This is a genomic window from Yoonia sp. I 8.24 (genome assembly GCF_022096995.1).
Taxonomy (GTDB): Bacteria; Pseudomonadota; Alphaproteobacteria; order Rhodobacterales; family Rhodobacteraceae; genus Yoonia.
In genome coordinates, this window is record NZ_JACXGQ010000003.1 from 66,398 (window position 1) to 86,251 (window position 19,854).

Annotated in this window: 20 protein-coding genes; 11 read left to right on the top strand and 9 right to left on the bottom strand. The window is 54.7% G+C overall.

The window, feature by feature from the left end; translation table 11 throughout:
* Nucleotides 1-2 precede the first annotated feature (2 nt).
* The gene (gene mraY / locus Yoon_RS06095) at nt 3-1,085 is read left to right on the top strand and encodes a phospho-N-acetylmuramoyl-pentapeptide-transferase (protein WP_238111117.1); all 1,083 of its coding nucleotides are present in this window, start codon (nt 3-5) and stop codon (nt 1,083-1,085) included.
* Nucleotides 1,086-1,255: 170 nt separating this feature from the next.
* Here the strand turns inward: mraY and Yoon_RS06100 are convergent, their stop codons facing one another.
* Together Yoon_RS06100 and Yoon_RS06105 are read right to left on the bottom strand one after the other, a co-directional pair.
* On the bottom strand, nt 1,256-2,005 hold the full coding sequence (locus tag Yoon_RS06100) for a GNAT family N-acetyltransferase (RefSeq protein WP_238111119.1): 750 nt from the start codon (nt 2,003-2,005) through the stop codon (nt 1,256-1,258).
* A 147-nt stretch (nt 2,006-2,152) separates the two neighbouring features.
* A complete protein-coding gene (locus Yoon_RS06105) occupies nt 2,153-2,662 on the bottom strand; it encodes a MarR family winged helix-turn-helix transcriptional regulator (protein WP_238111123.1) in 510 nt (169 codons plus the stop codon).
* 97 nt (nt 2,663-2,759) lie between these two features.
* Here Yoon_RS06105 and Yoon_RS06110 point away from each other — a divergent pair, with 97 nt between their 5' ends.
* On the top strand, nt 2,760-3,917 hold the full coding sequence (locus Yoon_RS06110; RefSeq protein ID WP_238111124.1) for a YHYH protein: 1,158 nt from the start codon (nt 2,760-2,762) through the stop codon (nt 3,915-3,917).
* 269 nt (nt 3,918-4,186) lie between these two features.
* On the opposite strand, the gene Yoon_RS06115 is transcribed toward Yoon_RS06110, so the two are convergent.
* The 3 genes from Yoon_RS06115 to Yoon_RS06125 all read right to left on the bottom strand — a co-directional run bounded on the left by Yoon_RS06115 (nt 4,187) and on the right by Yoon_RS06125 (nt 7,323).
* Nucleotides 4,187-6,004 (bottom strand): M3 family oligoendopeptidase, encoded by a 1,818-nt coding sequence (locus Yoon_RS06115; protein WP_238111125.1) that lies wholly within the window; start codon nt 6,002-6,004, stop codon nt 4,187-4,189.
* 72 nt (nt 6,005-6,076) lie between these two features.
* Nucleotides 6,077-7,030, bottom strand: a complete 954-nt coding sequence (locus Yoon_RS06120) for an alpha/beta hydrolase (RefSeq protein WP_238111127.1) — start codon at nt 7,028-7,030, stop codon at nt 6,077-6,079.
* A 2-nt stretch (nt 7,031-7,032) separates the two neighbouring features.
* The gene (locus Yoon_RS06125) at nt 7,033-7,323 is read right to left on the bottom strand and encodes an SCP2 sterol-binding domain-containing protein (protein ID WP_238111128.1); all 291 of its coding nucleotides are present in this window, start codon (nt 7,321-7,323) and stop codon (nt 7,033-7,035) included.
* Between the two features lie 74 nt (nt 7,324-7,397).
* Here Yoon_RS06125 and Yoon_RS06130 point away from each other — a divergent pair, with 74 nt between their 5' ends.
* The 7 genes from Yoon_RS06130 to Yoon_RS06160 all read left to right on the top strand — a co-directional run bounded on the left by Yoon_RS06130 (nt 7,398) and on the right by Yoon_RS06160 (nt 13,821).
* A complete protein-coding gene (locus Yoon_RS06130; RefSeq protein ID WP_238111129.1) occupies nt 7,398-7,958 on the top strand; it encodes a hypothetical protein in 561 nt (186 codons plus the stop codon).
* 27 nt (nt 7,959-7,985) lie between these two features.
* The gene (locus tag Yoon_RS06135) at nt 7,986-10,709 is read left to right on the top strand and encodes a helicase-related protein (RefSeq protein WP_238111130.1); all 2,724 of its coding nucleotides are present in this window, start codon (nt 7,986-7,988) and stop codon (nt 10,707-10,709) included.
* Nucleotides 10,706-11,095, top strand: coding sequence for an RNA-binding S4 domain-containing protein (locus tag Yoon_RS06140; protein ID WP_238111131.1), 390 nt, complete (start codon nt 10,706-10,708; stop codon nt 11,093-11,095). Before Yoon_RS06135 ends, Yoon_RS06140 begins: the two co-directional genes overlap by 4 nt.
* 49 nt (nt 11,096-11,144) lie before the next feature.
* Nucleotides 11,145-11,480, top strand: a complete 336-nt coding sequence (fdxA, locus tag Yoon_RS06145; RefSeq protein WP_113777155.1) for a ferredoxin FdxA — start codon at nt 11,145-11,147, stop codon at nt 11,478-11,480.
* A gap of 212 nt (nt 11,481-11,692) precedes the next feature.
* Nucleotides 11,693-12,199: a CarD family transcriptional regulator gene (locus Yoon_RS06150; protein WP_113777154.1), complete on the top strand. Its 507-nt coding sequence runs from the start codon at nt 11,693-11,695 to the stop codon at nt 12,197-12,199.
* A gap of 183 nt (nt 12,200-12,382) precedes the next feature.
* The gene (locus Yoon_RS06155; protein WP_238111134.1) at nt 12,383-13,009 is read left to right on the top strand and encodes an outer membrane protein; all 627 of its coding nucleotides are present in this window, start codon (nt 12,383-12,385) and stop codon (nt 13,007-13,009) included.
* Between the two features lie 185 nt (nt 13,010-13,194).
* Nucleotides 13,195-13,821, top strand: a complete 627-nt coding sequence (locus tag Yoon_RS06160) for an outer membrane protein (RefSeq protein ID WP_238111136.1) — start codon at nt 13,195-13,197, stop codon at nt 13,819-13,821.
* 41 nt (nt 13,822-13,862) lie between these two features.
* On the opposite strand, the gene Yoon_RS06165 is transcribed toward Yoon_RS06160, so the two are convergent.
* Complete coding sequence (locus Yoon_RS06165) at nt 13,863-14,558, bottom strand: hypothetical protein (protein ID WP_238111138.1); 696 nt, start codon at nt 14,556-14,558, stop codon at nt 13,863-13,865.
* A 38-nt stretch (nt 14,559-14,596) separates the two neighbouring features.
* Complete coding sequence (gene purD / locus Yoon_RS06170; RefSeq protein WP_238111140.1) at nt 14,597-15,859, bottom strand: phosphoribosylamine--glycine ligase; 1,263 nt, start codon at nt 15,857-15,859, stop codon at nt 14,597-14,599.
* A 134-nt stretch (nt 15,860-15,993) separates the two neighbouring features.
* On the opposite strand from purD, the gene Yoon_RS06175 reads away from it, so the two are divergent.
* A complete protein-coding gene (locus Yoon_RS06175; RefSeq protein ID WP_238111141.1) occupies nt 15,994-16,584 on the top strand; it encodes a hypothetical protein in 591 nt (196 codons plus the stop codon).
* A complete protein-coding gene (xseA, locus tag Yoon_RS06180; protein ID WP_238111143.1) occupies nt 16,584-17,993 on the top strand; it encodes an exodeoxyribonuclease VII large subunit in 1,410 nt (469 codons plus the stop codon). Before Yoon_RS06175 ends, xseA begins: the two co-directional genes overlap by 1 nt.
* A gap of 386 nt (nt 17,994-18,379) precedes the next feature.
* Here xseA and Yoon_RS06185 read toward each other — a convergent pair whose 3' ends face one another.
* Both Yoon_RS06185 and Yoon_RS06190 read right to left on the bottom strand, forming a co-directional pair.
* The gene (locus Yoon_RS06185; RefSeq protein ID WP_238111145.1) at nt 18,380-18,769 is read right to left on the bottom strand and encodes a hypothetical protein; all 390 of its coding nucleotides are present in this window, start codon (nt 18,767-18,769) and stop codon (nt 18,380-18,382) included.
* The gene (locus Yoon_RS06190; protein ID WP_238111146.1) at nt 18,762-19,751 is read right to left on the bottom strand and encodes an alkane 1-monooxygenase; all 990 of its coding nucleotides are present in this window, start codon (nt 19,749-19,751) and stop codon (nt 18,762-18,764) included. Before Yoon_RS06190 ends, Yoon_RS06185 begins: the two co-directional genes overlap by 8 nt.
* Nucleotides 19,752-19,854 lie beyond the last annotated feature (103 nt).

Genomic DNA, 19,854 nt, shown 5'->3' on the forward strand with positions numbered 1-19,854 from the left:
TTATGCTTTATTGGCTTACGTCACTTTCAGATGGCGGCGATTTTTTTAACTTGTTCCGCTACATCACATTCCGCGCAGGCGGCGCGCTGATGACGGCCTTGCTGTTTGGGTTCATCTTTGGGCCGCCGCTGATCAATGTGTTGCGGCGCAAACAGGGCAAAGGCCAACCGATCCGTGACGACGGCCCAGAAGGGCATTTTGTCAAGGCAGGCACGCCAACCATGGGCGGGCTACTCATTGTGGGGGCGTTGACCTTTTCGACCCTGCTATGGGCGCGGCTGGATAATCCGTTTGTCTGGATGGTGCTTTTTGTAACCCTGTCGTTTGCGGCGATTGGGTTCGCGGATGACTATGCCAAAGTGTCCAAGCAAAACACGGCTGGTGTTTCAGGCAAGGTGCGGATTTTACTTGGTATTCTTATCGCAGCTATCGCGGGTTACTGGGCGGCGGCCTATCACCCCGACGATTTGACCAATCAGCTTGCTTTACCCGTCTTTAAAGACACGTTGATCAATTTGGGTATTCTGTTTGTGCCATTTTGCGTGATCGTGATCGTCGGGGCGGCGAATGCAGTGAACCTGACTGATGGGCTAGATGGGCTTGCGATTATGCCAGTGATGATCGCCGCGGCGACATTTGGAATCATCGCCTATGCGGTGGGCCGGACTGATTTCACCGAATATCTTGACGTACACTACGTGCCACAAACCGGTGAAATCCTCGTGTTTTCTGCGGGGCTGATCGGGGGCGGGTTAGGGTTCTTGTGGTATAATGCGCCGCCGGCTGCCGTGTTTATGGGCGACACTGGCTCACTGGCCTTGGGCGGTGCACTTGGCGCGATTGCGGTTGCGACAAAACACGAGATCGTGCTGGCCATCGTTGGTGGGTTGTTCGTCGCCGAAGCGCTGAGCGTGATTATCCAAGTGCTATATTTCAAGCGCACCGGAAAACGCGTGTTCCTGATGGCTCCGATCCATCACCACTACGAGAAAAAAGGCTGGGCCGAGCCACAAATCGTGATCCGCTTCTGGATCATCTCGCTTATCCTCGCGATGATCGGACTGGCAACGCTGAAGGTGCGGTAACAGAAACGGAGATGACGGTCAGATGGTGTTGACCTTCATCTTATTCGATCGCGCAGAACCCAAAGGCGGGCAGAGCCGACCTTCGAGCAATGCGCAGCGAACGGCTGCATTGAGCCCATATTTCCGAATGCTGCACGGTGCACGAATGTCAGCTTCAGATGGCGCAGGCGTCATACGGCGAATGAAATCAGTTGATGCTCTGAAACAAAGCCAGCCTTCTCAAGGGTCGCCTTCGACGCCGTGTTGTTGGCCCCACATCCGCAAATCGGACGTAAACCAGATTGCTCAGCTTTATTGGCGATTTCGCTGACAATGTGTGTGCCCAATCCTCTGCGACGAAGGTTTGGGGCGACCATCATGCCAATATCCACCGCATTGCTATCTTCAATGAAGCGGTTGGACACCCCACAACCAACGATCTCTCCGTCTACTCTGACTGTCCAAAGCTTATCCTTGCTGGCTAAAGCCGCGATCTCACCTTGGCTTTCAAAGAAGTCTTCATTGATCTCCCAAAGTGGTTCGACATCGGTTGGTATTGCAGCGCTTATCTCGGCGTTATTGAACGTTATATGAGTGCCGGATTCTCGATTTCTGAACAGAAACCCTCCCACAGAACCCTGCCATCCAAGCTTATGACAAGATTGCACAAAGGCACGATCAAAAGACTTGACCAGCGCCGTTGAGAAGCCGTGTTGGTCATGTAGAGAACGCAATAGCCTCGTTGAGTTTTCAGGTTTAGGACTGAAGTACTCGACCAAGCTAGTTCCATTTATGACGCCATACGAGCCATCGTCATTTGTCCAAAATCCCCCCAAACTAACCATTTCTTCTAAGAAGAATTCCTGGGGTTCTTCGAGAGACTTGAGGTATTGCTGCCGTAGCTGCGGTGATGGATCGGGTGAATGCGTGAATCCTGACATGTGTGCGGTTTTAGCCGACGGGGCATCACAGCAACAACAACAATTGGTGCAACCGCAGCGGATTCACACTTTGTCCCCCTAGGCGGACCTCGATGCATCGCGCAGCTAATGTCCGCAGTGAGCCCAGTAATGCAGTTGCTGCTTTATTTACAAATTTCCGCTTCGATGAAGGTGAGCGACCCGCGTGATCTGGCGTTTCGGCGACGGATTGGGATTCACCATTGGGGCCCTTCCACCTAAAGCATCTCGCAAGTTGCCGCTTTGCGCAAAGAGCTGATCAGCGTTCTCGGCGCCGATTGCATCAACAACGATCTGGTCAACCTCTTGCCAGATCGCGACAACCTCATCCAGAAGTTGCTCTCCTTTTTCGGTCAGCGATAAGATGGCGGTGCGCTTGTCTTTTGGGTCTCTGCGTAGCTGTATATAGCCATTGTTTATCAGTCGCTTGGTCATCTGGCTCATGCTGGCTGGGGTGATGTTGAACTCGGATGACAGCTGCCGTTGGGATGCCTCTCCTATACGCCCCAGCGCATGAATAAAACGCGCTTGGCCAGCGTGAAGGCCAAGCGGCTTTAGCAACACGCGCAAACGGTCCTCCAAAAGATGTGTACTGTGCATGAGCAAATGAAATCTTGCCCCTTGTTTTACAATCTGCATAAAGTTAGGACCCTAATTAGTTTGATTGGCATCCTTGTACCCACAACTTCCTTGCTGATGCAATCAATCAGGTGTGACTAAAAAAGGAGACTTGAAAATGTCTACAACCCCAGAACCACACAAGCGGGCGACATCCAACCGCTGCATCTTAATACTGAGCGCACTCAGCGGTTTGATGTTTGCAAGCAGCGCGTACGCACATGCCGATGAGCATTCTGTGCACGAGAATGCATTGGTGAGCCCCAGTGAGATCGTCGATTGCACGCTCGAAAACGGCGATGCTGCGAAATGCGCAAGCTACGTTGTGAAATACCTGCCCGATGACCTTGAGATCGGTCCGTTTTGTCCTGCGACCTTGGACGATGCGGGGGGCATTTGGCATTGGGACGGCGACGAAGCCGGGCTCTACCGGATCGATGGTGGTTTTCTGCGGATGCTAGACGCACAAGGGTACACATTCTTCAACGAAGATGGTGACGTCTATTCCTTTGACATCCGTACCGAAGGCCCGACAGAGACCAACGAATGCATCCAGGCCACCGTCGATCCTGAGGTCGAGATGACGGTCCTCATTCCTGCGAACCCCGTCATGGCAGATGAACCGACTAAGCTTGGCACCGTCGCGAAAGTCGGGATCGGGCTGGATGGCGTTCCGATCTTTGCCGATGCTCCCTCGGTGCTGGATACCGGACATATGCCCGCGCTTGACACCTGTGGTGGCCATGTCGACCCCGGCGGTTGGTATCACTGGCATGCAACGGCCACGGATCTGAACGCGGTCTATGAAAACGAAGGTGTCGATGCAGAGTGCGTGAATGTCGAGCAAGACCAGACAGCGCAGTTTGGGTATGCCTTCGACGGGTTTGCGATGTATGGCACATTGAACCACGATGGTTCGGTTCCCGACGATCTTGATGAATGTGGCGGCCATATCGGCCTGACCGAAGAAGGTGGAGAACCTGTCTATCATTACCATTCAGGTGCAACCTTCCCCAATCTGCCAACCTGTCTGGTCGGGGTGTTTGCGGATGACAACTTCGCGACCAACGCAGCTGGTGGTATTGGATCCGCCAACGTTGGCGGCGGCGCCCCCGACTTTGACGCGATTGCCGAAACGTTGGGAGTGGATGCCGACCTGCTAAGGCAAACCATGGAAGACGCCGGCGGACGGGACGCGGACCTGAACGCGGTTGCGGATCTGCTTGGTATCTCCGTTGACGACTTGCAGTCAGCGCTTCCGGGGCCCAATCGATAGGCAGCCAGTGTACATCGACATCCGTCTACCAAACCCTCCTCGGTCTGGTGGACGGCACCAATCTTTGGACACCTACAATATGCGGCCAACGGTAAGAAGGCCAAAGCAGGCATGCAAAGTAAATTGAGCCCGGCCCAACTTAGCCGAGCAGGTCATTGAACTTATAGGTGCGAATGACCGCTTTTGCCGCGTAGCAAGCGTTGTATCAATTAATAACGAACACCTGATTTTGATTAGAGCGGCGCAGTTTCCTGCGCCGCTCTAATCTCTTAGTCTTCCATCGCTTCTAGCTCGTCGATGAAGCCTTCGATCATCGATAGGCCTTTGTCCCAGAACTTCGGATCTGAGGCGTCAAGGCCGAAGGGGGCCAGCAGGTCTTTGTGGTGTTTGGACCCTCCTGCGCGCAGCATGTCGAAATATTTGGTTTGAAAGTCCGGATCGCCTTCGGCGTAGACCGCGTAAAGCGCGTTCACCAGACCGTCGCCGAACGCATAGGCGTAGACGTAGAAAGGGGAATGCACGAAATGCGGGATGTAGGACCAGAAGGTCTCATAGCCAGGTGCAAAGTCGAATACCTCGCCCAGCGATTCCGCCTGCACCGACATCCACAGCGCGTTGATGTCATCTGGCGTCAGTTCGCCTTCGGCGCGGGCCGCATGCAGTTTACATTCAAAATCATAAAACGCGATCTGGCGCACGACCGTGTTGATCATGTCCTCGACCTTACCTGCGAGCAGGACTTTGCGCTCTTCTTTGGTTTTGGCCCCATCCAGCAGTTTTTGGAACGTCAGCATCTCACCAAAGACAGAGGCCGTTTCGGCCAATGTTAGCGGGGTCGATGACAGCAGCTCACCCTGTTCAGCGGCAAGCACCTGATGCACGCCGTGGCCCAATTCATGTGCCAATGTCATCACGTCGCGTGGTTTGCCCAGATAGTTGAGCATCACATAAGGGTGCACGGGTGTCACGGTCGGGTGCGCAAATGCGCCGGGGGCTTTGCCGGGTTTGACGGCGGCGTCAATCCAGCCTTTGTCAAAGAACGGCTCTGCGATTTCGGCCATTTTGGGGTCAAAATCGGCGTAGGCGGTCATGACGGTCTCGCGGGCTTCGTCCCAATCGACGGTGCGCGTCGTTTCCATCGGCAGGGGCGCGTTGCGGTCCCAGGTCTGCATCCGCTCTAGCCCAAGCCATTTTGCCTTAAGCGCATAGTAGCGGTGCGACAAGCGTGGGTAGGCGGCAACAACGGCGTTTCGCAGGGCCTCGACCACTTCGGGTTCTACGTGGTTCGACAGGTGCCGCCCGGCCTGTGGGCTTGGCATTTTGCGCCAGCGGTCTTCGATCTCTTTTTCTTTGGCAAGCGTGTTGTGGACGCGCGCAAAGGTCTTGATGTTGTCTTGGAACACGGCGGCCAGCGCATGGGTTGCGGCCTCGCGCTTGGTACGGTCCTGCTCGGTCAAAAGGTTTAGCGTGGCCTCAAGGTTGAGGGTTTCGCCGTCCACGTCAAATTCAAGCCCGGCCATGGTTTCATCAAACAGACGGTTCCATGCTGCGGCGCCAACGGTAGATTGATCGTGCAAGAATTGCTCCAGCTCGTCTGACAATTGGTGCGGTTTCATTGCACGCATGCGGTCAAAGACTGGTTTATAGCGTGCCAGATCAGCGTTGGCAGCCAAGAGCCCTGTCAGATGGTCATCGTCCAGACGGTTGAATTCCAACCCGTAAAACACCAAAGGCGTGGTCGCGTTGGTGATTTTATCTTGGCAATCGGCCAAAAATTTCGCGCGGTCGCTATCTGTGGTGATCTGGTAATACCGCAGCCCGGCAAAGGACATGATCCGCCCGGCAATCACATCAATTTGTTCATAGCGCTGCACGGCTTTCAGCAGCCCTGCTGCGTCAAGCGTCGCAAGCTTGCCTGCGTAATCCGCCGCAAATGCTGCACATTCTGTATCCAACCACGCCAAATCTCGGGTCAATTCGGGGGCGTCTGGGCTGGCGTAAAGATCGGTCAAATCCCATTCAGGCAGGTCGCCAAAACCTTGGCCGCCTTGGGCGTTCGCATCAAATACGGGGGTGGGGATGTTCATGTTATACCTCATTGTTTGGGCATAACATAGGTGCGCAAAGGGGCAGTTGAAAGCCCCCCGCGCGGGACTTGTCTAGGCGATGACTTTGGCGTTTGATGCCGCTTCGAAATGGGCCGCGGCTGCGTCAAACATCTCTGTCTGTACTGCGCTGTCCATCAGCATCTCGTGCTGACCGCCTGCGATCAGGCGCAATTCGCCTTTTGGCCAGCGCGCCATGCGTGCGCGAATACGGGTTGGATCAACGATAGCCTCATTACTGCCCAGAAATGTCAGACAGGGAATGTTTCGTGGCGATGGCTGTTGATTGAGACGATGCATTTCACGCAATGACGTGTTCAGCCAGCGCAGCGACGGCCCACCAAGCGCAAGGTCAGGATAGCTGCGCAGTTGATCGCCCAATGTTTCAAACATTGCCCGATCATTGGTCAGCGCGTTGCCTTCAAATGCCGCGCGCAGCACGTAGGGTTGTTCAAACTGGCCCGGCGCCAGTGTTTCGTCAAACCCGAGCTGACGGCTCACCGCTGAAAGCCCCCAAGCAATCGGCCGCAGCGCGACAGACATCTGAATGCCCCACATCGGCGCAGAGAACATCGCGGCCTGCACATCAAGCCCTTCATTCAAGGCGCGCAACCCAATGCAACCGCCCATCGAATGGCCGATCAAGAAATAGGGTTTGGGCAGGTTTTGCGCTTTTGCATAGGCAATGACCGCCGCGACATCATACTGAAAGTCGCGAAAACTGCCAACATGGCCAATTGCGCGGTTCGGCGTCATCCGGTCCGAAATGCCTTGCCCGCGCCAATCGACAACAACAGAGGCAAAGCCACGATCATGCAGCGCCTTGGCGGTTACGCCGTATTTTTCAATAAATTCCGTGCGCCCCGGAAAGATAAGCACCGTTCCTTGCGCATTTGATTTGTTCCAATGGCCCACGCGAATGCGCAGCCCATCAGAAGTTTTCAGCCAATGGGCGGCACCACCTGCGGGTCCATGTGCAATGTCGTCAAAAAGCGGTGCCGTTTCCATGTTTATCCTAATACGCTCGCGAGCTTCATTGCTTGGCCCATGTCGCCGTCAACCGACAGCTTGCCGGTCATAAAGGCGGTTGTTGGGTTCAGCTCTCCCTCGAGGATCGCTTTAAATGTTTCGGTGTCGGCGGTCAGTGACACGTCTGCATCGTCTTCACTTGCACGTGCTCCGCCTGCATCAATGATGATGCCGCCTTCGCCTTCGATCACAAACTTCGCAGTGCCATCAAAGTCTGCGCCGTCCATTTTTGCGTTCAGGGCAGCTACGGCCTCGGTCACAACATCGCTCATATTTTTTCGTCCTTCTTGGTTGATGTGGCGGCCGACCTCTGGTGTTGGCCGCGTTCTGCGTTACATTGGTCTTTATGGTTACGCTGACACATCGCATCAAACGTATCGTTACGGCACTTTCTTTGGCAGTCGGGTTTTCCTTACCTGCGCTGGCCCAAGAAACGACGCTGGACGAATTATATCAAGACCTGCTCGCCGCAGATGCAGGCGCATATGCAGCGATTGAGGATGAAATATTCGCGACCTGGGACAAAAGCCGCTCACCAGCGATGGATTTGCTTTTGCAGCGGGGGGCAGATGCGCTTTTGGATGGTAATCCGCAGGCGGCACTAGAGCATTATACCGCGCTGATCGATCATGCGCCGCATTTTGCAGGTGGCTATTTTGGACGTGCATCTGCCTATTATATATTGGGACTTACCGGGCCTGCGTTGAACGATATTGCGCGGGTTTTGCAAATCGATCCGCGCCAATTCCGCGCAATTGATGGATTGGCCGTGATTATGGAGGATCTTCAGCGCCCCGAGGATGCGTTAGAGCTATATCAGATGATTCTTGCGATCAATCCGCAGTCGGTTCCGGCCATGGATGCGGTCGCACGCTTGCAGTTGCAACTTGAAGGTGAGGCGCTGTAAGGCGCCCAGCACGATTTAAGGACCCTCATGACAAGCGCGCGCATCACGGCTGTTTTAGGCCCAACGAATACCGGCAAAACGCATTATGCGATCCAGCGGATGTTATCGCACCGCACGGGCATCATTGGTTTGCCGCTGCGTCTGCTTGCGCGCGAGGTTTATGACCGGATTGTCGCGGTGCGCGGCCCCGGTGTTGTCGCGCTGATTACGGGCGAAGAGCGAATCGTTCCGCCACGTGCTGCTTATTGGGTCTGCACCGTAGAAGCGATGCCCGAGGGCATGGGGGCCGATTTTCTGGCCATCGATGAAATTCAGCTTTGCGCCGCCCCCGAACGCGGCCATGTGTTTACCGACCGATTGCTGCATGCACGGGGCTTGCATGAAACCTTGTTTTTAGGTGCCGATACAATGCGCGGCGCGATTGCTGCGATGGTGCCAGAGGCGCAATTTATGTACCGCGATCGCATGTCACAGTTGACCTACACGGGTTCGAAAAAGATAAGTCGTATGCCTGCACGCGCTGCAATCGTCGGGTTTTCTGTTGAAAATGTCTATGCAATTGCCGAATTGCTCCGCCGCACCAAAGGAGGGGCGGCGGTCGTGATGGGCGCGCTGAGCCCGCGCACACGCAATGCGCAGGTCGAAATGTACCAAAATGGCGATGTTGATTATCTTGTGGCGACAGATGCCATCGGGATGGGGCTGAACCTTGATATTTCGCACGTCGCGTTTTCGTCGCTGATCAAATTTGACGGGCACCGGATGCGGCATCTGCAGCCGCAAGAGTTGGCGCAGATTGCGGGCCGGGCAGGGCGGCATATTGAAAACGGCACCTTTGGGGTCACAGGCGAAGCCCCGCCGTTAGACGAAGAAGTCGCCGAAGCCATCACCGAACACCAATTTGCCCCAGTAAATAAATTACACTGGCGGAACAGCCGGTTACAGTTCGGATCGGTCAAGCGATTGATCGCGACGCTTGAAGAACGCACCGATGATCGGTGGTTGACCCGCGTGCGCGAAAGCGATGATCTTAAGGCGCTCAAAGCGCTCAGCGGTGATACCGAAGTCGCGGCACGTGCTAGCGATGGCCCATCGGTCAAACTGCTATGGGAAGTCTGTCGCGTGCCTGATTTCAGGGGCATTTCCGCAGGCGAACACGCCAGTCTTTTGACCCATATCTATAATGATCTGCACCAGCTTGGGCATGTGTCCGCCAATTGGTTTGGTCTGCAAGTGCGCCGCATTGACCGCGTGGACGGTGACATTGATACCCTATCGAAACGGCTGGCTTACATCCGTACTTGGACCTATGTTGCGCAGCGCAACGGTTGGTTGCGTGACGAAAACCATTGGCGTGACGAGACGCGCGCTGTAGAAGACCGACTATCAGACGCGCTGCATGGCGCGCTCACACAAAGATTTGTGGACCGGCGGACAAGCATTTTGCTTCGGCGGCTCAAACAGAAGGAGAGCCTTTTGGCTGACGTAAACGACAAAGGTGAAGTAACCGTAGAAGGCGAATTCGTCGGACGGTTAGAAGGTTTCCAGTTCCGTATGGACAAGGCCGGAAGCCCCGATGAGGCCAAGACATTGCGTCAGGCATCTGTGCAGGCGCTGGTGCCGCAGTTCCATCTGCTGGCAGATCGGTTTTACAACGCGCCGGATCCTGAGATTGATTTCACCGAACAAGGTGGGTTGATGTGGGGCGATCAGGCCGTTGGGAAATTGGTTGCCGGGTCTGATCCGTTTAAGCCGGGTGTGGCAGCCTTTGTTGATGATGAAGCTGGCGAAGATGTGGCCGCAAAGGTGCAGCGCCGCTTGCAGCATTTCATTGACCGCAAGATCGCGGCTGGCTTCGAAGGCCTGCTTGCGCTGAAAAACGATGAGACTCTGACTGGTGCGGCAAAAGGGTTCGCCTACCGGATGGCCGAAGGGTTCGGCATTATACCGCGTGGCGAAGTTGCCGACGAAGTCAAAGCATTGGATCAGGACGCGCGCGGCGCGTTGCGCAAACACGGTGTGCGTTTTGGTCAGTTCACGATCTTTCAGCCGCTTTTGCTGAAACCCGCCGCAACCCGTTTGCGTTTGGTGTTGTGGTCACTGTCCAAGGGCCTTCAGGAATTCCCCGAAGCCCCACCACCGGGCCTGGTCACCGTGCCTGCGGCAAAAGACGCGGTGCCGGGGTTCTATGCGATGTCGGGTTACCGCGCAGCCGGTGAGCGCGCAATTCGCATCGATATGCTTGAACGGCTGGCAGATATGTTGCGCGACAAAGACAGCCGCGGTGGTTTCGAAGCCAATCCCGATATGTTGTCGATCACGGGGATGACGCTTGAACAATTTGCGGATTTGATGGCCGGGCTTGGCTATAAGGCTGAAAAAAGTGAGCGCGAAAAAGTAAAGGCGACGCCGGTTGCCACCGATGACGCGCCAAATGCCGAAGCCGCGCCGACACATGCAGAGCCCCCAGAGGTAGAGCCTGTTGCCGATGCAGAAGCGGCCCCTGCCGAAGAAGCAGCGCCTGAAATGGAAGTGTTCTATACCTTCACTTGGGGTGGCCGTGCCGCACGGGCTGCGCGCCCGCAAGGTGATCGGCCGCGGGGCAAACCAAAAGGGAAGCCAAAGGGCAAAGGCAAACCGCAAGGCGGTGGCAACAAGCCACAAACATTTGCGGCCAAGCCCAAGCGCGAAAAGCAGATTGATCCCGATAACCCGTTTGCCGCCGCATTGGCTGGGTTCAAAAAGGATTGACCGAAGCGCCCCGGCAAACGATCCGGCTGGATAAATGGCTCTGGCAGGCGCGGTTTTTCAAATCGCGCAGCCTTGCTGCCGGGGTGGTCACATCTGGCAAGGTGCGCATCGACGGAACCCCCGTAAGCAAGCCCGCGCGTGGCGTTGGGGCAGGGGATGTGCTGACCTTCACACAAGCGGATGCCACGAAGGTTGTGCGAATCCTTGACCTAGGAACGCGTCGGGGGCCCGCACCCGAAGCGCAGGCATTATACGATGATATGTCGCCCGCCGTAGAACGCCGTCCCTATAATCCGGGCGGCGACAGAAAAGGTCGCCCAACAAAGAAGCAACGCAGGGATATGATGACGCATCGTGCTACCGATACATCTTTCGACCTTGAATGACCGCGCAGTCTATTCTAGCAAGACCTTTGTTAGATAATCGGATGCCACTATGACCTACATCGTCAACGACAATTGTATCGCCTGCAAATACACAGACTGTGTCGAAGTCTGCCCCGTAGATTGTTTCTACGAGGGTGAAAATATGTTGGTGATTCACCCTGACGAATGCATCGACTGTGGGGTCTGCGAACCCGAATGCCCGGCTGACGCGATCCGGCCCGACACAGAGCCGGACATGGAAAAATGGGTTGAACTGAACCGCAAATATGCAGAACTGTGGCCAGTGATTATCACCAAGAAAGATCCGCTGCCGGAAGCCGATGATATGGACGGCAAATCTGGCAAGCTTGAGCTGCTGTCCGAAGCCCCGGGCGAGGGTGGCTGATTCGGCGCGATTGCGCCGCGACGGCCCTGTTTTTAAAAGCGAAATATATGCTGCATTGCGGCGCTTTTAGAGTTGGCGTTTTTGTGATATAGTGGGCTCAATGATAAGAACACGTTGATCCAAAGTGAAACAGGCAATGCCCGACGGTGACCTTTGTCGCCGCCGGATTTTTTGTCGTCTATAGGTTTTTGGGTCGTCTTGAAAGGACAACCATGAGTAAGAAGAAAAGCGAATTTAGCCCAGAGCAATTTGTTGTTTATCCGGCGCACGGCGTTGGCAAAATTGTGTCTGTCGAAACCCAAGAAGTTGCGGGTTTTGAGCTAGAGATGTTTGTAATTGCGTTTGAAAAAGACAAAATGACACTGCGCGTACCAACGCATAAAGCCACTGACGTTGGTATGCGTGCGCTCGCGACACCTGATGTCGTGGCCCAAGCGATCAAGACGCTAAAAGGCAAAGCTAAAGTCAAAAAGGCAATGTGGTCCCGCCGCGCGCAAGAATATGAGCAAAAGATCAACTCAGGCGATTTGATCGCGATTGCAGAGGTTGTGCGCGACTTGCACCGCCAAGACGACCAACGCGAGCAAAGCTATTCCGAGCGCCAGCTTTATGAAGCTGCACTTGAACGTCTGACACGCGAATTTGCGGTTGTAGCAGGTAGTGAAGAATCTGTTGCCGGTGACGAAATCACATCTGTCTTGGTTGGCCGCGCGGCCTAAGCAAACCCCGCTTCAAGATATTTTAAGCCGCACCCACATAACGGGCGCGGCTTTTTTCTTTGTTATGAGGTGCTTGTGATTGCCGGCAACAGTGCGCCTATCTTCGCGTCATAGACCTTGATTGCGAAACAATTTCCGTGTCAGAGTCCGCATATCACCAACATTTTATTATGGAGATACGATATGAAGATTTTTATACCAGTAATATTAGCAGGTTCCTTTGTTGCGCAGAGCGCCTTTGCAGGTGGGCTATCCGACCCAATTATTCCAGTTGTCCCTCCAGCACCGCCCATGGTTGTGCCCCTTGATTGGTATGCGGGTGTGCAGGCTGGGAATCTAACAGGGGATTTGGCGAATGAGTTTGTGACAACAAACACGCCTAGTTTTGATATAGACGGCCCGATTTACGGGGTGCATGCCGGCGTGCAACGCGCGTTTGGCGGCATGATGCTTGGTGCTGAAATTGACTATAATACCTCTGGCAGCGATCTTGCCGACGATGAAGAATTTGTCGAATCTGAGCTGTCCACATTGGCGCATCTTAAGCTGCGTGCAGGCGCAAACATTGGCAATGCATTTGTTTATGGCACCGCTGGCTTGGCCTATGCAGATATGAGCATTACCGCCTTTGGCCTGACCACCGAAATGACTGATACAGCTCCGTTTTACGGTATTGGGGCTGATATGATGGTGTCTGATACCATCTCAATCGGCGCTGAGTATTTGATCCATAGCTTTGAAGATATGGATGACACCGGGTATGATGTTGAGTTCAACACAGCGATGGTGCGCGCCTCCTATCACTTCTAGGCTGCGCTTAATCTTTTGAATGCCAATGCCACGCCTTTTACCGGGCGTGGCTTTTCTTTGTTTTTGATCATTTTAGCCAGACCGGCGACAGTACGCCTATCTGAATCCAATAATTGTTGAGCGTGAAACAATATTTGTGCAAAATGAGAGTCATAACGCTATTATACAACCTGAGGGGATTCGGAATGAATGTTTTCAAGACTGTATTATTGACGAGTTGTATTGTTGCAGCCCAGGTTTCTGCCGGTGGGCTCTCTGACCCGGTTATCCCGGTGCCACCGCCGCTTCCACCGGTAGCTGTGCCGCTTGATTGGTATGCTGGTGTACAGGTGGGCGTTGTGTCTGGGGATGTTACACCTGACCTACAGACGACGGTACTACCAGAAACGGATTTCGAAGGCCCGATCTACGGGGTGCATGCGGGGGTGCAGCGTGACTTCGGGTCGATGCGGCTGGGTGCTGAAATCGACTACAACACCACGTCAGTTGATCTGGAGGATAGCGGCACCGACGTCGTGATCGAGATGGACACCTTGGCCCATCTAAAGCTGCGCGCGGGTACAATGGCGGGCAATGTGTTCATCTATGGGACTGCCGGTATCGCCTATGCAGAGGTGTATATCGAGCCCATTGGCCCGCCTTATGATTTGGCGGATACAGCACCATTTTACGGTGTTGGCGCGGATATGATGGTCACCCAACGCATCTCGGTTGGGGGTGAATTTTTGGTGCATAGCTTTGAAGATATGGACGACAGCGGGATTGACGTCGATTTCAACACGGCAATGTTGCGTGCATCGTTCCACTTTTAACGTTCACGCATTGGCCTTGGAGGCCGGTGTCCGTATGACATTTAGACGATAGGTGCTGCAACAAGTCCGGGTGTGACTTGCCGATCTTGGTGAACATAAGACACGAATTGAGACGTGTGACTGTTTAGAATGTCTATGGCGGTCTGGCGATCAGCAACGTTTTCGTATTTGCGGTTACCGGAATGAATATAGCGAATTTCGGCTTGCATAGCTTCAAAGTAGTCACACCAAACGGCGTAGCGGTCCGCGATGGGACAGGCGTCAAATATCTGTAGCTTGTTGACCGTATCGTAGCCCTTTCTCGGCCCTTTGCGACCTAGATCGTCGCTTGCGCTGACCCGCGTTGATATGCGTTCCCTAAGCGTGTCAGAGGTCAGAACCAGAATATCGACGCTGGTGATTTTCGTAGCAAACAGCCCTTTGGCCACAAGCGGATGGTGGTTCACATTGGGTGCATAGTTTGGGTCAGCTGCTTGCGTGTCATTGGCGATATCAAGATGAAACAGGTCGCGGGTCTGCAATGCTTTGCGTTCTTTGGTGCGAAACATAGCCTCGTAGACCGGGGTCATTCCATAAAAATGACCCGGATTTGTTATCAGGTGGCGCATATATTCGGATTTGCCGGCGCTGCTAAAGCCACATACGACGTGGATACCTGTGCACTTGTGGCGGTTTGACAGTCCAGCTGGCGCGAAGAGCGCGCGGGCTTTTGTAGCCGTTTTTATTAACTTGATCATCACACATTACACTTGTTAAAAATACGCCAGCAGAGGGGCTAAAGAGCGCGCCAGCCGATATCTGACCGATAAAATCCTTTATCCCAGTCGATTGATTGCGCCATTGCATAGGCGTTTTTATGGGCTTCGGCTAAGGTCGCACCACGTGCTGTGATGTTCAAGACCCGCCCGCCGATCGCGGTGATTTTCCCATCTTTTTCGGCAGTGCCCGCGTGAAACACCATGTTGAAACTATCTTCGGGCAGCGTCTCCAGCCCTTTGATCACGGTGCCTTTTTCATATGACCCCGGATACCCTTTGGCGGCCATAACTACTGACAATGCATGATCATCGGCCCAGTTTACCGCAACCTCAGAAAGCCGCTCTTGTGCGCAAGCTTCCAATAGGTCAAGGATTTGCCCGCCAAGCCGCATCATCAGGCATTGGCATTCAGGATCACCAAAACGCACGTTGTATTCGACCAACCGCGGCTGCCCGTCTTTGATCATCAGCCCCACAAACAACACGCCCTGAAACGGTGTGCCGCGTTTGGCCATTTCGTCCATCGTGGGCTGAATGATTTCATCGAGCGCTTTTTGGGTAACGACGTCGGTCATCACCGGGGCAGGAGAATAGGCGCCCATCCCGCCAGTGTTCGGGCCTGTGTCACCATCAAAGGCGCGCTTGTGATCTTGGGCCGTGCCGACAGGCAAAATCGTCTTGCCATCACAAAGCACAAAGAAGGACGCTTCTTCGCCTTCCATGAATTCTTCGATCACCACCTCAGCGCCAGCTTCGCCAAAGCTGCCGTCAAACATATCGTCGATAGCGGCGAGCGCTTCGTCTTCTGTCATCGCTACGATCACGCCTTTGCCCGCGGCCAGACCATCGGCCTTGACCACGATTGGGGCACCTTGGGCGCGGATATAGGCGCGGGCAGCGTCACCGTCTGTGAAATGCGCATAGGCTGCGGTGGGCGCGCCCGCTGCATCGCAAATGGCTTTGGTGAATGATTTTGACGCTTCAAGCTGCGCAGCCGCTTTGCTGGGGCCAAAGACCAAAATTCCGGCGGTGCGTAGGCGATCTGCGACACCCGCAGCAAGCGGGGCTTCGGGGCCGACGATAACAAAGCTGATCGCGTTTTCTTCGGCAAATGTCGCAACGGCACCGCCATCAAGGATGTTGATATCGGCGCATTCTGCGATTTGGGCGATCCCGGCGTTGCCCGGTGCCACGATTAGGCGGTCACATTTCGGATTCTGTTTTACAGCCCATGCCAAACTATGTTCGCGCCCGCCGCTACCCAAGATCAGAATATTCATTTGCTGCCCCATATGCCATGTTTGAGCTGGTTTTAGGGCTGCATGCGACCGATCACAAGTGCGCAGCGATTTGGGCTTGGCCTTTTGCGTTGATCCGCGTTATTTTTGACCGCAAGGCGTACGAAAGGCGACACATGAACAGGGAAAAACGTGATCGCAAGCTTTGGCATCGGCTTGAGGGCTATAGTTTTCATGAGCGCCCTTTGACGCGGTCCCTCATTGAACAGCTGCGCGACGCCACCGGCTATGATGTCGATGTGTGTTACACCGTGATCGAGGAATATCGGCGTTTTATGTATTTGATCGGATCAACGGGCGAAGATCTGACGCCTTCGCCAATTGTTGATCAAGTCTGGCAGCTGCATATCGCGGATGAAAAGGCGTATTTTCGTGATTTCTGTCCACGGATCATCGGCCGCACGATCCACCGCGCCGAAGACCTCCCGCCGCTTGCAGATGATCCGGCGTATGAGCACACGCTTGACTATTATGCCCAAGAATTCGGCCGCGCGCAGGTGCAATATTGGCCAGATCCCGACGATGGAATGATGCGGTTTTCGCAGTTCTTGATGTGGGTGATTGGGTTTGCGGCCTTTGCTTTGGCGATGATATTTTCATCCTATGTGTTTGCGTTTTTTGGCGCGATGGTCATATCAATCAGTGGGTTTTTACAATGGAAGTATTCGTCGCTACCTGTACAATTACCAACCTCCAAGGATGACTGATGGATCTGTTTGACGATGGACCGGCGGATAATACACCTGAATTTTCGGTATCCGAACTTTCGGGTGCCGTTAAAAAGGCAATTGAGGGCGGGTTTTCGCATGTGCGGGTGCGCGGCGAGGTGGGTCGCGTGTCGCGCCCCGGTTCGGGGCATATTTATCTTGATCTCAAAGATGATCGGTCGGTGCTTTCAGGGGTTATCTGGAAAGGCCGCGCGCAGGGCTTGGCACATCGCCCTGAAGAGGGCATGGAAGTTGTCGCCACTGGTAAGCTGACCACTTTTCCCGGCCAGTCCAAATACCAGATGATCATCGAAGACATCGCGCCAGCGGGCGCGGGTGCGCTGATGGCAATGCTCGAAAAACGCAAAGCAGCCTTGGCCGCTGAGGGTTTGTTTGCCCCTGAACGCAAACAAACCTTGCCTTATTTGCCGGGTATTATCGGGGTGATCACGTCGCCGTCCGGCGCGGTTATTCGCGATATTTTGCACCGTTTGCGCGACCGGTTTCCACGCAAAGTACTTGTCTGGCCTGTAGCTGTGCAGGGGCAGCGCTGCGCACCTGATGTCGCCGCTGCGATTGCCGGGTTTAATCAGTTGACCCCGGGAGGTGCCTTGCCACGCCCGGAATTGCTGATTGTGGCGCGCGGCGGTGGATCGCTCGAAGACCTTTGGGGCTTTAACGAAGAAATCGTCGCGCGTGCGGCGGCGGCGTCCGACATTCCGTTGATTTCGGCAGTTGGCCATGAAACCGACACGACGCTGATTGATTTTGTCTCAGATATGCGCGCGCCAACCCCAACAGCCGCAGCAGAGTTAGCGGTGCCCGTGCGGATAGAGCTGTTAGCATGGGCCGATCAACAAGCCGCGCGGTTGAACCGAGCGCTGACCACTGGCGTTTCGCAACGCCAACAGCGCGTCCGCGATTTGGGGCGCGCGCTGCCGCGCAAAGACAGTTTGCTGAATGTGCCGACGCAACGGTTGGACCATCTTGGTGACAGATTGCCTGCCGCGCTCAAAACAGCGGCATCCAAGAAACGTCTGCAATTGTCCGAGGCGTCGCTTCGCCCGGCAATTTTGAGCCGCCGCATCGCCGAAGATCGCCGGCGCCTGTCAACGCTTTGCGCACGGCTTACACCTGTGTTGCTCGAAGATCGGATCACGCGGCAATCCGAACGGCTTGCTATAACGATGACGCGCCTGTCAGACCGCGCAACGCGCCAGCAGACAGAACGTACCGCACGTCTGGCAACGCTAGTCCGGATGCATGAAACATTGGGCTATAAGGCAACCTTGGCGCGGGGCTACGCGGTAGTGCATGGCACGGATGGGCTTGTCACGCGCGCGGCTGATGCCAAAGGCCCCCTAGACATTGAATTCACCGATGGCCGCGTCAGCACCATCGCAAAGTAGACGTGCCCGCATGAGGGCGTTATGGGCGATGGTCCAATCCATCAGGTAGCGCGCCGGTGTTTGGACTTGTTCAGCGAAAGTGTTGGCCATGCGGTTCATCCGCGCGGTCCGTGATCAACCCTTTGGCATCTAATGCCAGCTACCTACGGCTACCTTTGTGATTGTTATCATGGTGAAGGTCGCTGTGTAATGGGCCAATATTGCGTATGTTTTTAATAAGCTTATTGGCTAAGTGTTGTGCTGTGGTGATCGAGACAGCGATCGGCCAACATGGCTGATGTTTGATTGCAGCAGCTGCGCCCGCGCGCTTCACTTTCAAGACGGTTGCGATTTTGCTTTGATCGACAAGAATCGCATCACGCAGGTCATGACCTGAGGCGCGGGCATCATGACGATAGATCGTTGCAGATCAACGGATCATCGCGGCCTTCCATTTCGCGGATCACCGTAAACGGCGCGCGCGTTGTATATACCCCGCGCATCCCAGCGGGTTCATCATAGACCGTCCAGCATTTTGGTTCAGGGTCGTGGTCATAACGAAAACAGATATCGCCTTTGCTTTCATACCAGACACCATGCTGGCAAATGCCTGCTGCCGACGACCACATCACCCGGCGCCCTGACAGATAGCGCTCGATCCCCGTGCTGCCATCATGGATGTAAAGATAGGTGATCGTCCGCCCTGTGACATGTTCGTCAAAGCGGGCAGCATCCATGGTGCTTTGTGCCTGTGCGGCACTGCCAAAAACGCAGCACAAAAGAAATAGTCTAAGCATTTGCATATCTTTCAACCAACGGGTCCATCATACGCCGCCAAAGCGGGGGCACCAAGGCAATTGCACCCATAATGGGCAGAGGTTTGGGCAGCATGGGGGCGTCCGTTGGCACGGCTAGTGCGGGGAAATGACGTGAGGGGTGTGCGTGGTGGTCCGAATGATGTGTCGCATTTAGCATCATCGCAGAGGTGAACCAACGCGGGCTGTTCCAACTGTGCTGCGGTCCGACCGGTTCAGGCTTGCCAATGTCTTGGTTGGCACGCATCAACCCGTAGTGCTGCACGTAGTCCGACATCAGAAGTTGCATCTGCGCATAGGCGCAAAGCCCGACATAAAGCAGCAGAGCTTTGGGGCTGATCACGAGCGCGAGTATCATAAACCCAAACGCGCCAAGGACATAGGTGACGTAAGGATTGCGCCATGCGGGCCGCGGGCGGGCCGCTTCGGCCTTGTAACCCATCATGAATGACCCGACCCATGCGCGCCGCGCAAAGCGGTAGAAATCTTCGCCAAGGCGTGATGTGTTCGGATCATCCATCGTCGCCACATGGCGGTGATGCACCAAGACATGCGCCGAGGTATGATGCCCAAAGAGCATAGAGATATAGACCCACATGCCCAAATGATGCAGGGCGCGGCTGCCGCGGTGGATCAGCTCGTGTGCATTCGCGTTACTGATTTGCCCCATGAACAGGCCGGTTGCCAAAAACAGCCCGATATTTTCGAACGTGCTATGCTGGCCATTTGCAAGGACAAGAACAGTCGCTACCAAAAGCAGAAAATGCAGCCCGGCAAGGGCAATAGAAAGCCCCGTGCCCGCCGGAAATTCGCTGGCGACCCGTTCAGATTTTACCGTGGCATCAACTAACCGCGCAAATCCGGTCAGGTAGATCAGGGCGATGAGTATCCAGGAACCACCGAAACTCAGCGCGATCCCAATAAGCGCGCCAGGAAGCAAAGAAATGATCGTGAATTGGCGCATTTGCGGGGTCATTTTCAATCGGTAGCACGCAGAGTGAATTGCGTCACGCCGAAAACTATTGGCTCCGAAATTGTCCGCGAAATGTCGCTTTTGCATGGTCGTT

What these genes read in the sequence shown, in the direction of transcription:
- mraY (WP_238111117.1), top strand. Translation starts at nt 3, where the DNA reads ATGCTTTATTGGCTTACGTCACTTTCAGATGGCGGCGATTTTTTTAAC.
- Yoon_RS06100 (WP_238111119.1), bottom strand. Translation starts at nt 2,005, where the DNA reads ATGTCAGGATTCACGCATTCACCCGATCCATCACCGCAGCTACGGCAG.
- Yoon_RS06105 (WP_238111123.1), bottom strand. Translation starts at nt 2,662, where the DNA reads ATGCAGATTGTAAAACAAGGGGCAAGATTTCATTTGCTCATGCACAGT.
- Yoon_RS06110 (WP_238111124.1), top strand. Translation starts at nt 2,760, where the DNA reads ATGTCTACAACCCCAGAACCACACAAGCGGGCGACATCCAACCGCTGC.
- Yoon_RS06115 (WP_238111125.1), bottom strand. Translation starts at nt 6,004, where the DNA reads ATGAACATCCCCACCCCCGTATTTGATGCGAACGCCCAAGGCGGCCAA.
- Yoon_RS06120 (WP_238111127.1), bottom strand. Translation starts at nt 7,030, where the DNA reads ATGGAAACGGCACCGCTTTTTGACGACATTGCACATGGACCCGCAGGT.
- Yoon_RS06125 (WP_238111128.1), bottom strand. Translation starts at nt 7,323, where the DNA reads ATGAGCGATGTTGTGACCGAGGCCGTAGCTGCCCTGAACGCAAAAATG.
- Yoon_RS06130 (WP_238111129.1), top strand. Translation starts at nt 7,398, where the DNA reads ATGGTTACGCTGACACATCGCATCAAACGTATCGTTACGGCACTTTCT.
- Yoon_RS06135 (WP_238111130.1), top strand. Translation starts at nt 7,986, where the DNA reads ATGACAAGCGCGCGCATCACGGCTGTTTTAGGCCCAACGAATACCGGC.
- fdxA (WP_113777155.1), top strand. Translation starts at nt 11,145, where the DNA reads ATGACCTACATCGTCAACGACAATTGTATCGCCTGCAAATACACAGAC.
- Yoon_RS06150 (WP_113777154.1), top strand. Translation starts at nt 11,693, where the DNA reads ATGAGTAAGAAGAAAAGCGAATTTAGCCCAGAGCAATTTGTTGTTTAT.
- Yoon_RS06155 (WP_238111134.1), top strand. Translation starts at nt 12,383, where the DNA reads ATGAAGATTTTTATACCAGTAATATTAGCAGGTTCCTTTGTTGCGCAG.
- Yoon_RS06160 (WP_238111136.1), top strand. Translation starts at nt 13,195, where the DNA reads ATGAATGTTTTCAAGACTGTATTATTGACGAGTTGTATTGTTGCAGCC.
- Yoon_RS06165 (WP_238111138.1), bottom strand. Translation starts at nt 14,558, where the DNA reads ATGATCAAGTTAATAAAAACGGCTACAAAAGCCCGCGCGCTCTTCGCG.
- purD (WP_238111140.1), bottom strand. Translation starts at nt 15,859, where the DNA reads ATGAATATTCTGATCTTGGGTAGCGGCGGGCGCGAACATAGTTTGGCA.
- Yoon_RS06175 (WP_238111141.1), top strand. Translation starts at nt 15,994, where the DNA reads ATGAACAGGGAAAAACGTGATCGCAAGCTTTGGCATCGGCTTGAGGGC.
- xseA (WP_238111143.1), top strand. Translation starts at nt 16,584, where the DNA reads ATGGATCTGTTTGACGATGGACCGGCGGATAATACACCTGAATTTTCG.
- Yoon_RS06185 (WP_238111145.1), bottom strand. Translation starts at nt 18,769, where the DNA reads ATGCTTAGACTATTTCTTTTGTGCTGCGTTTTTGGCAGTGCCGCACAG.
- Yoon_RS06190 (WP_238111146.1), bottom strand. Translation starts at nt 19,751, where the DNA reads ATGCGCCAATTCACGATCATTTCTTTGCTTCCTGGCGCGCTTATTGGG.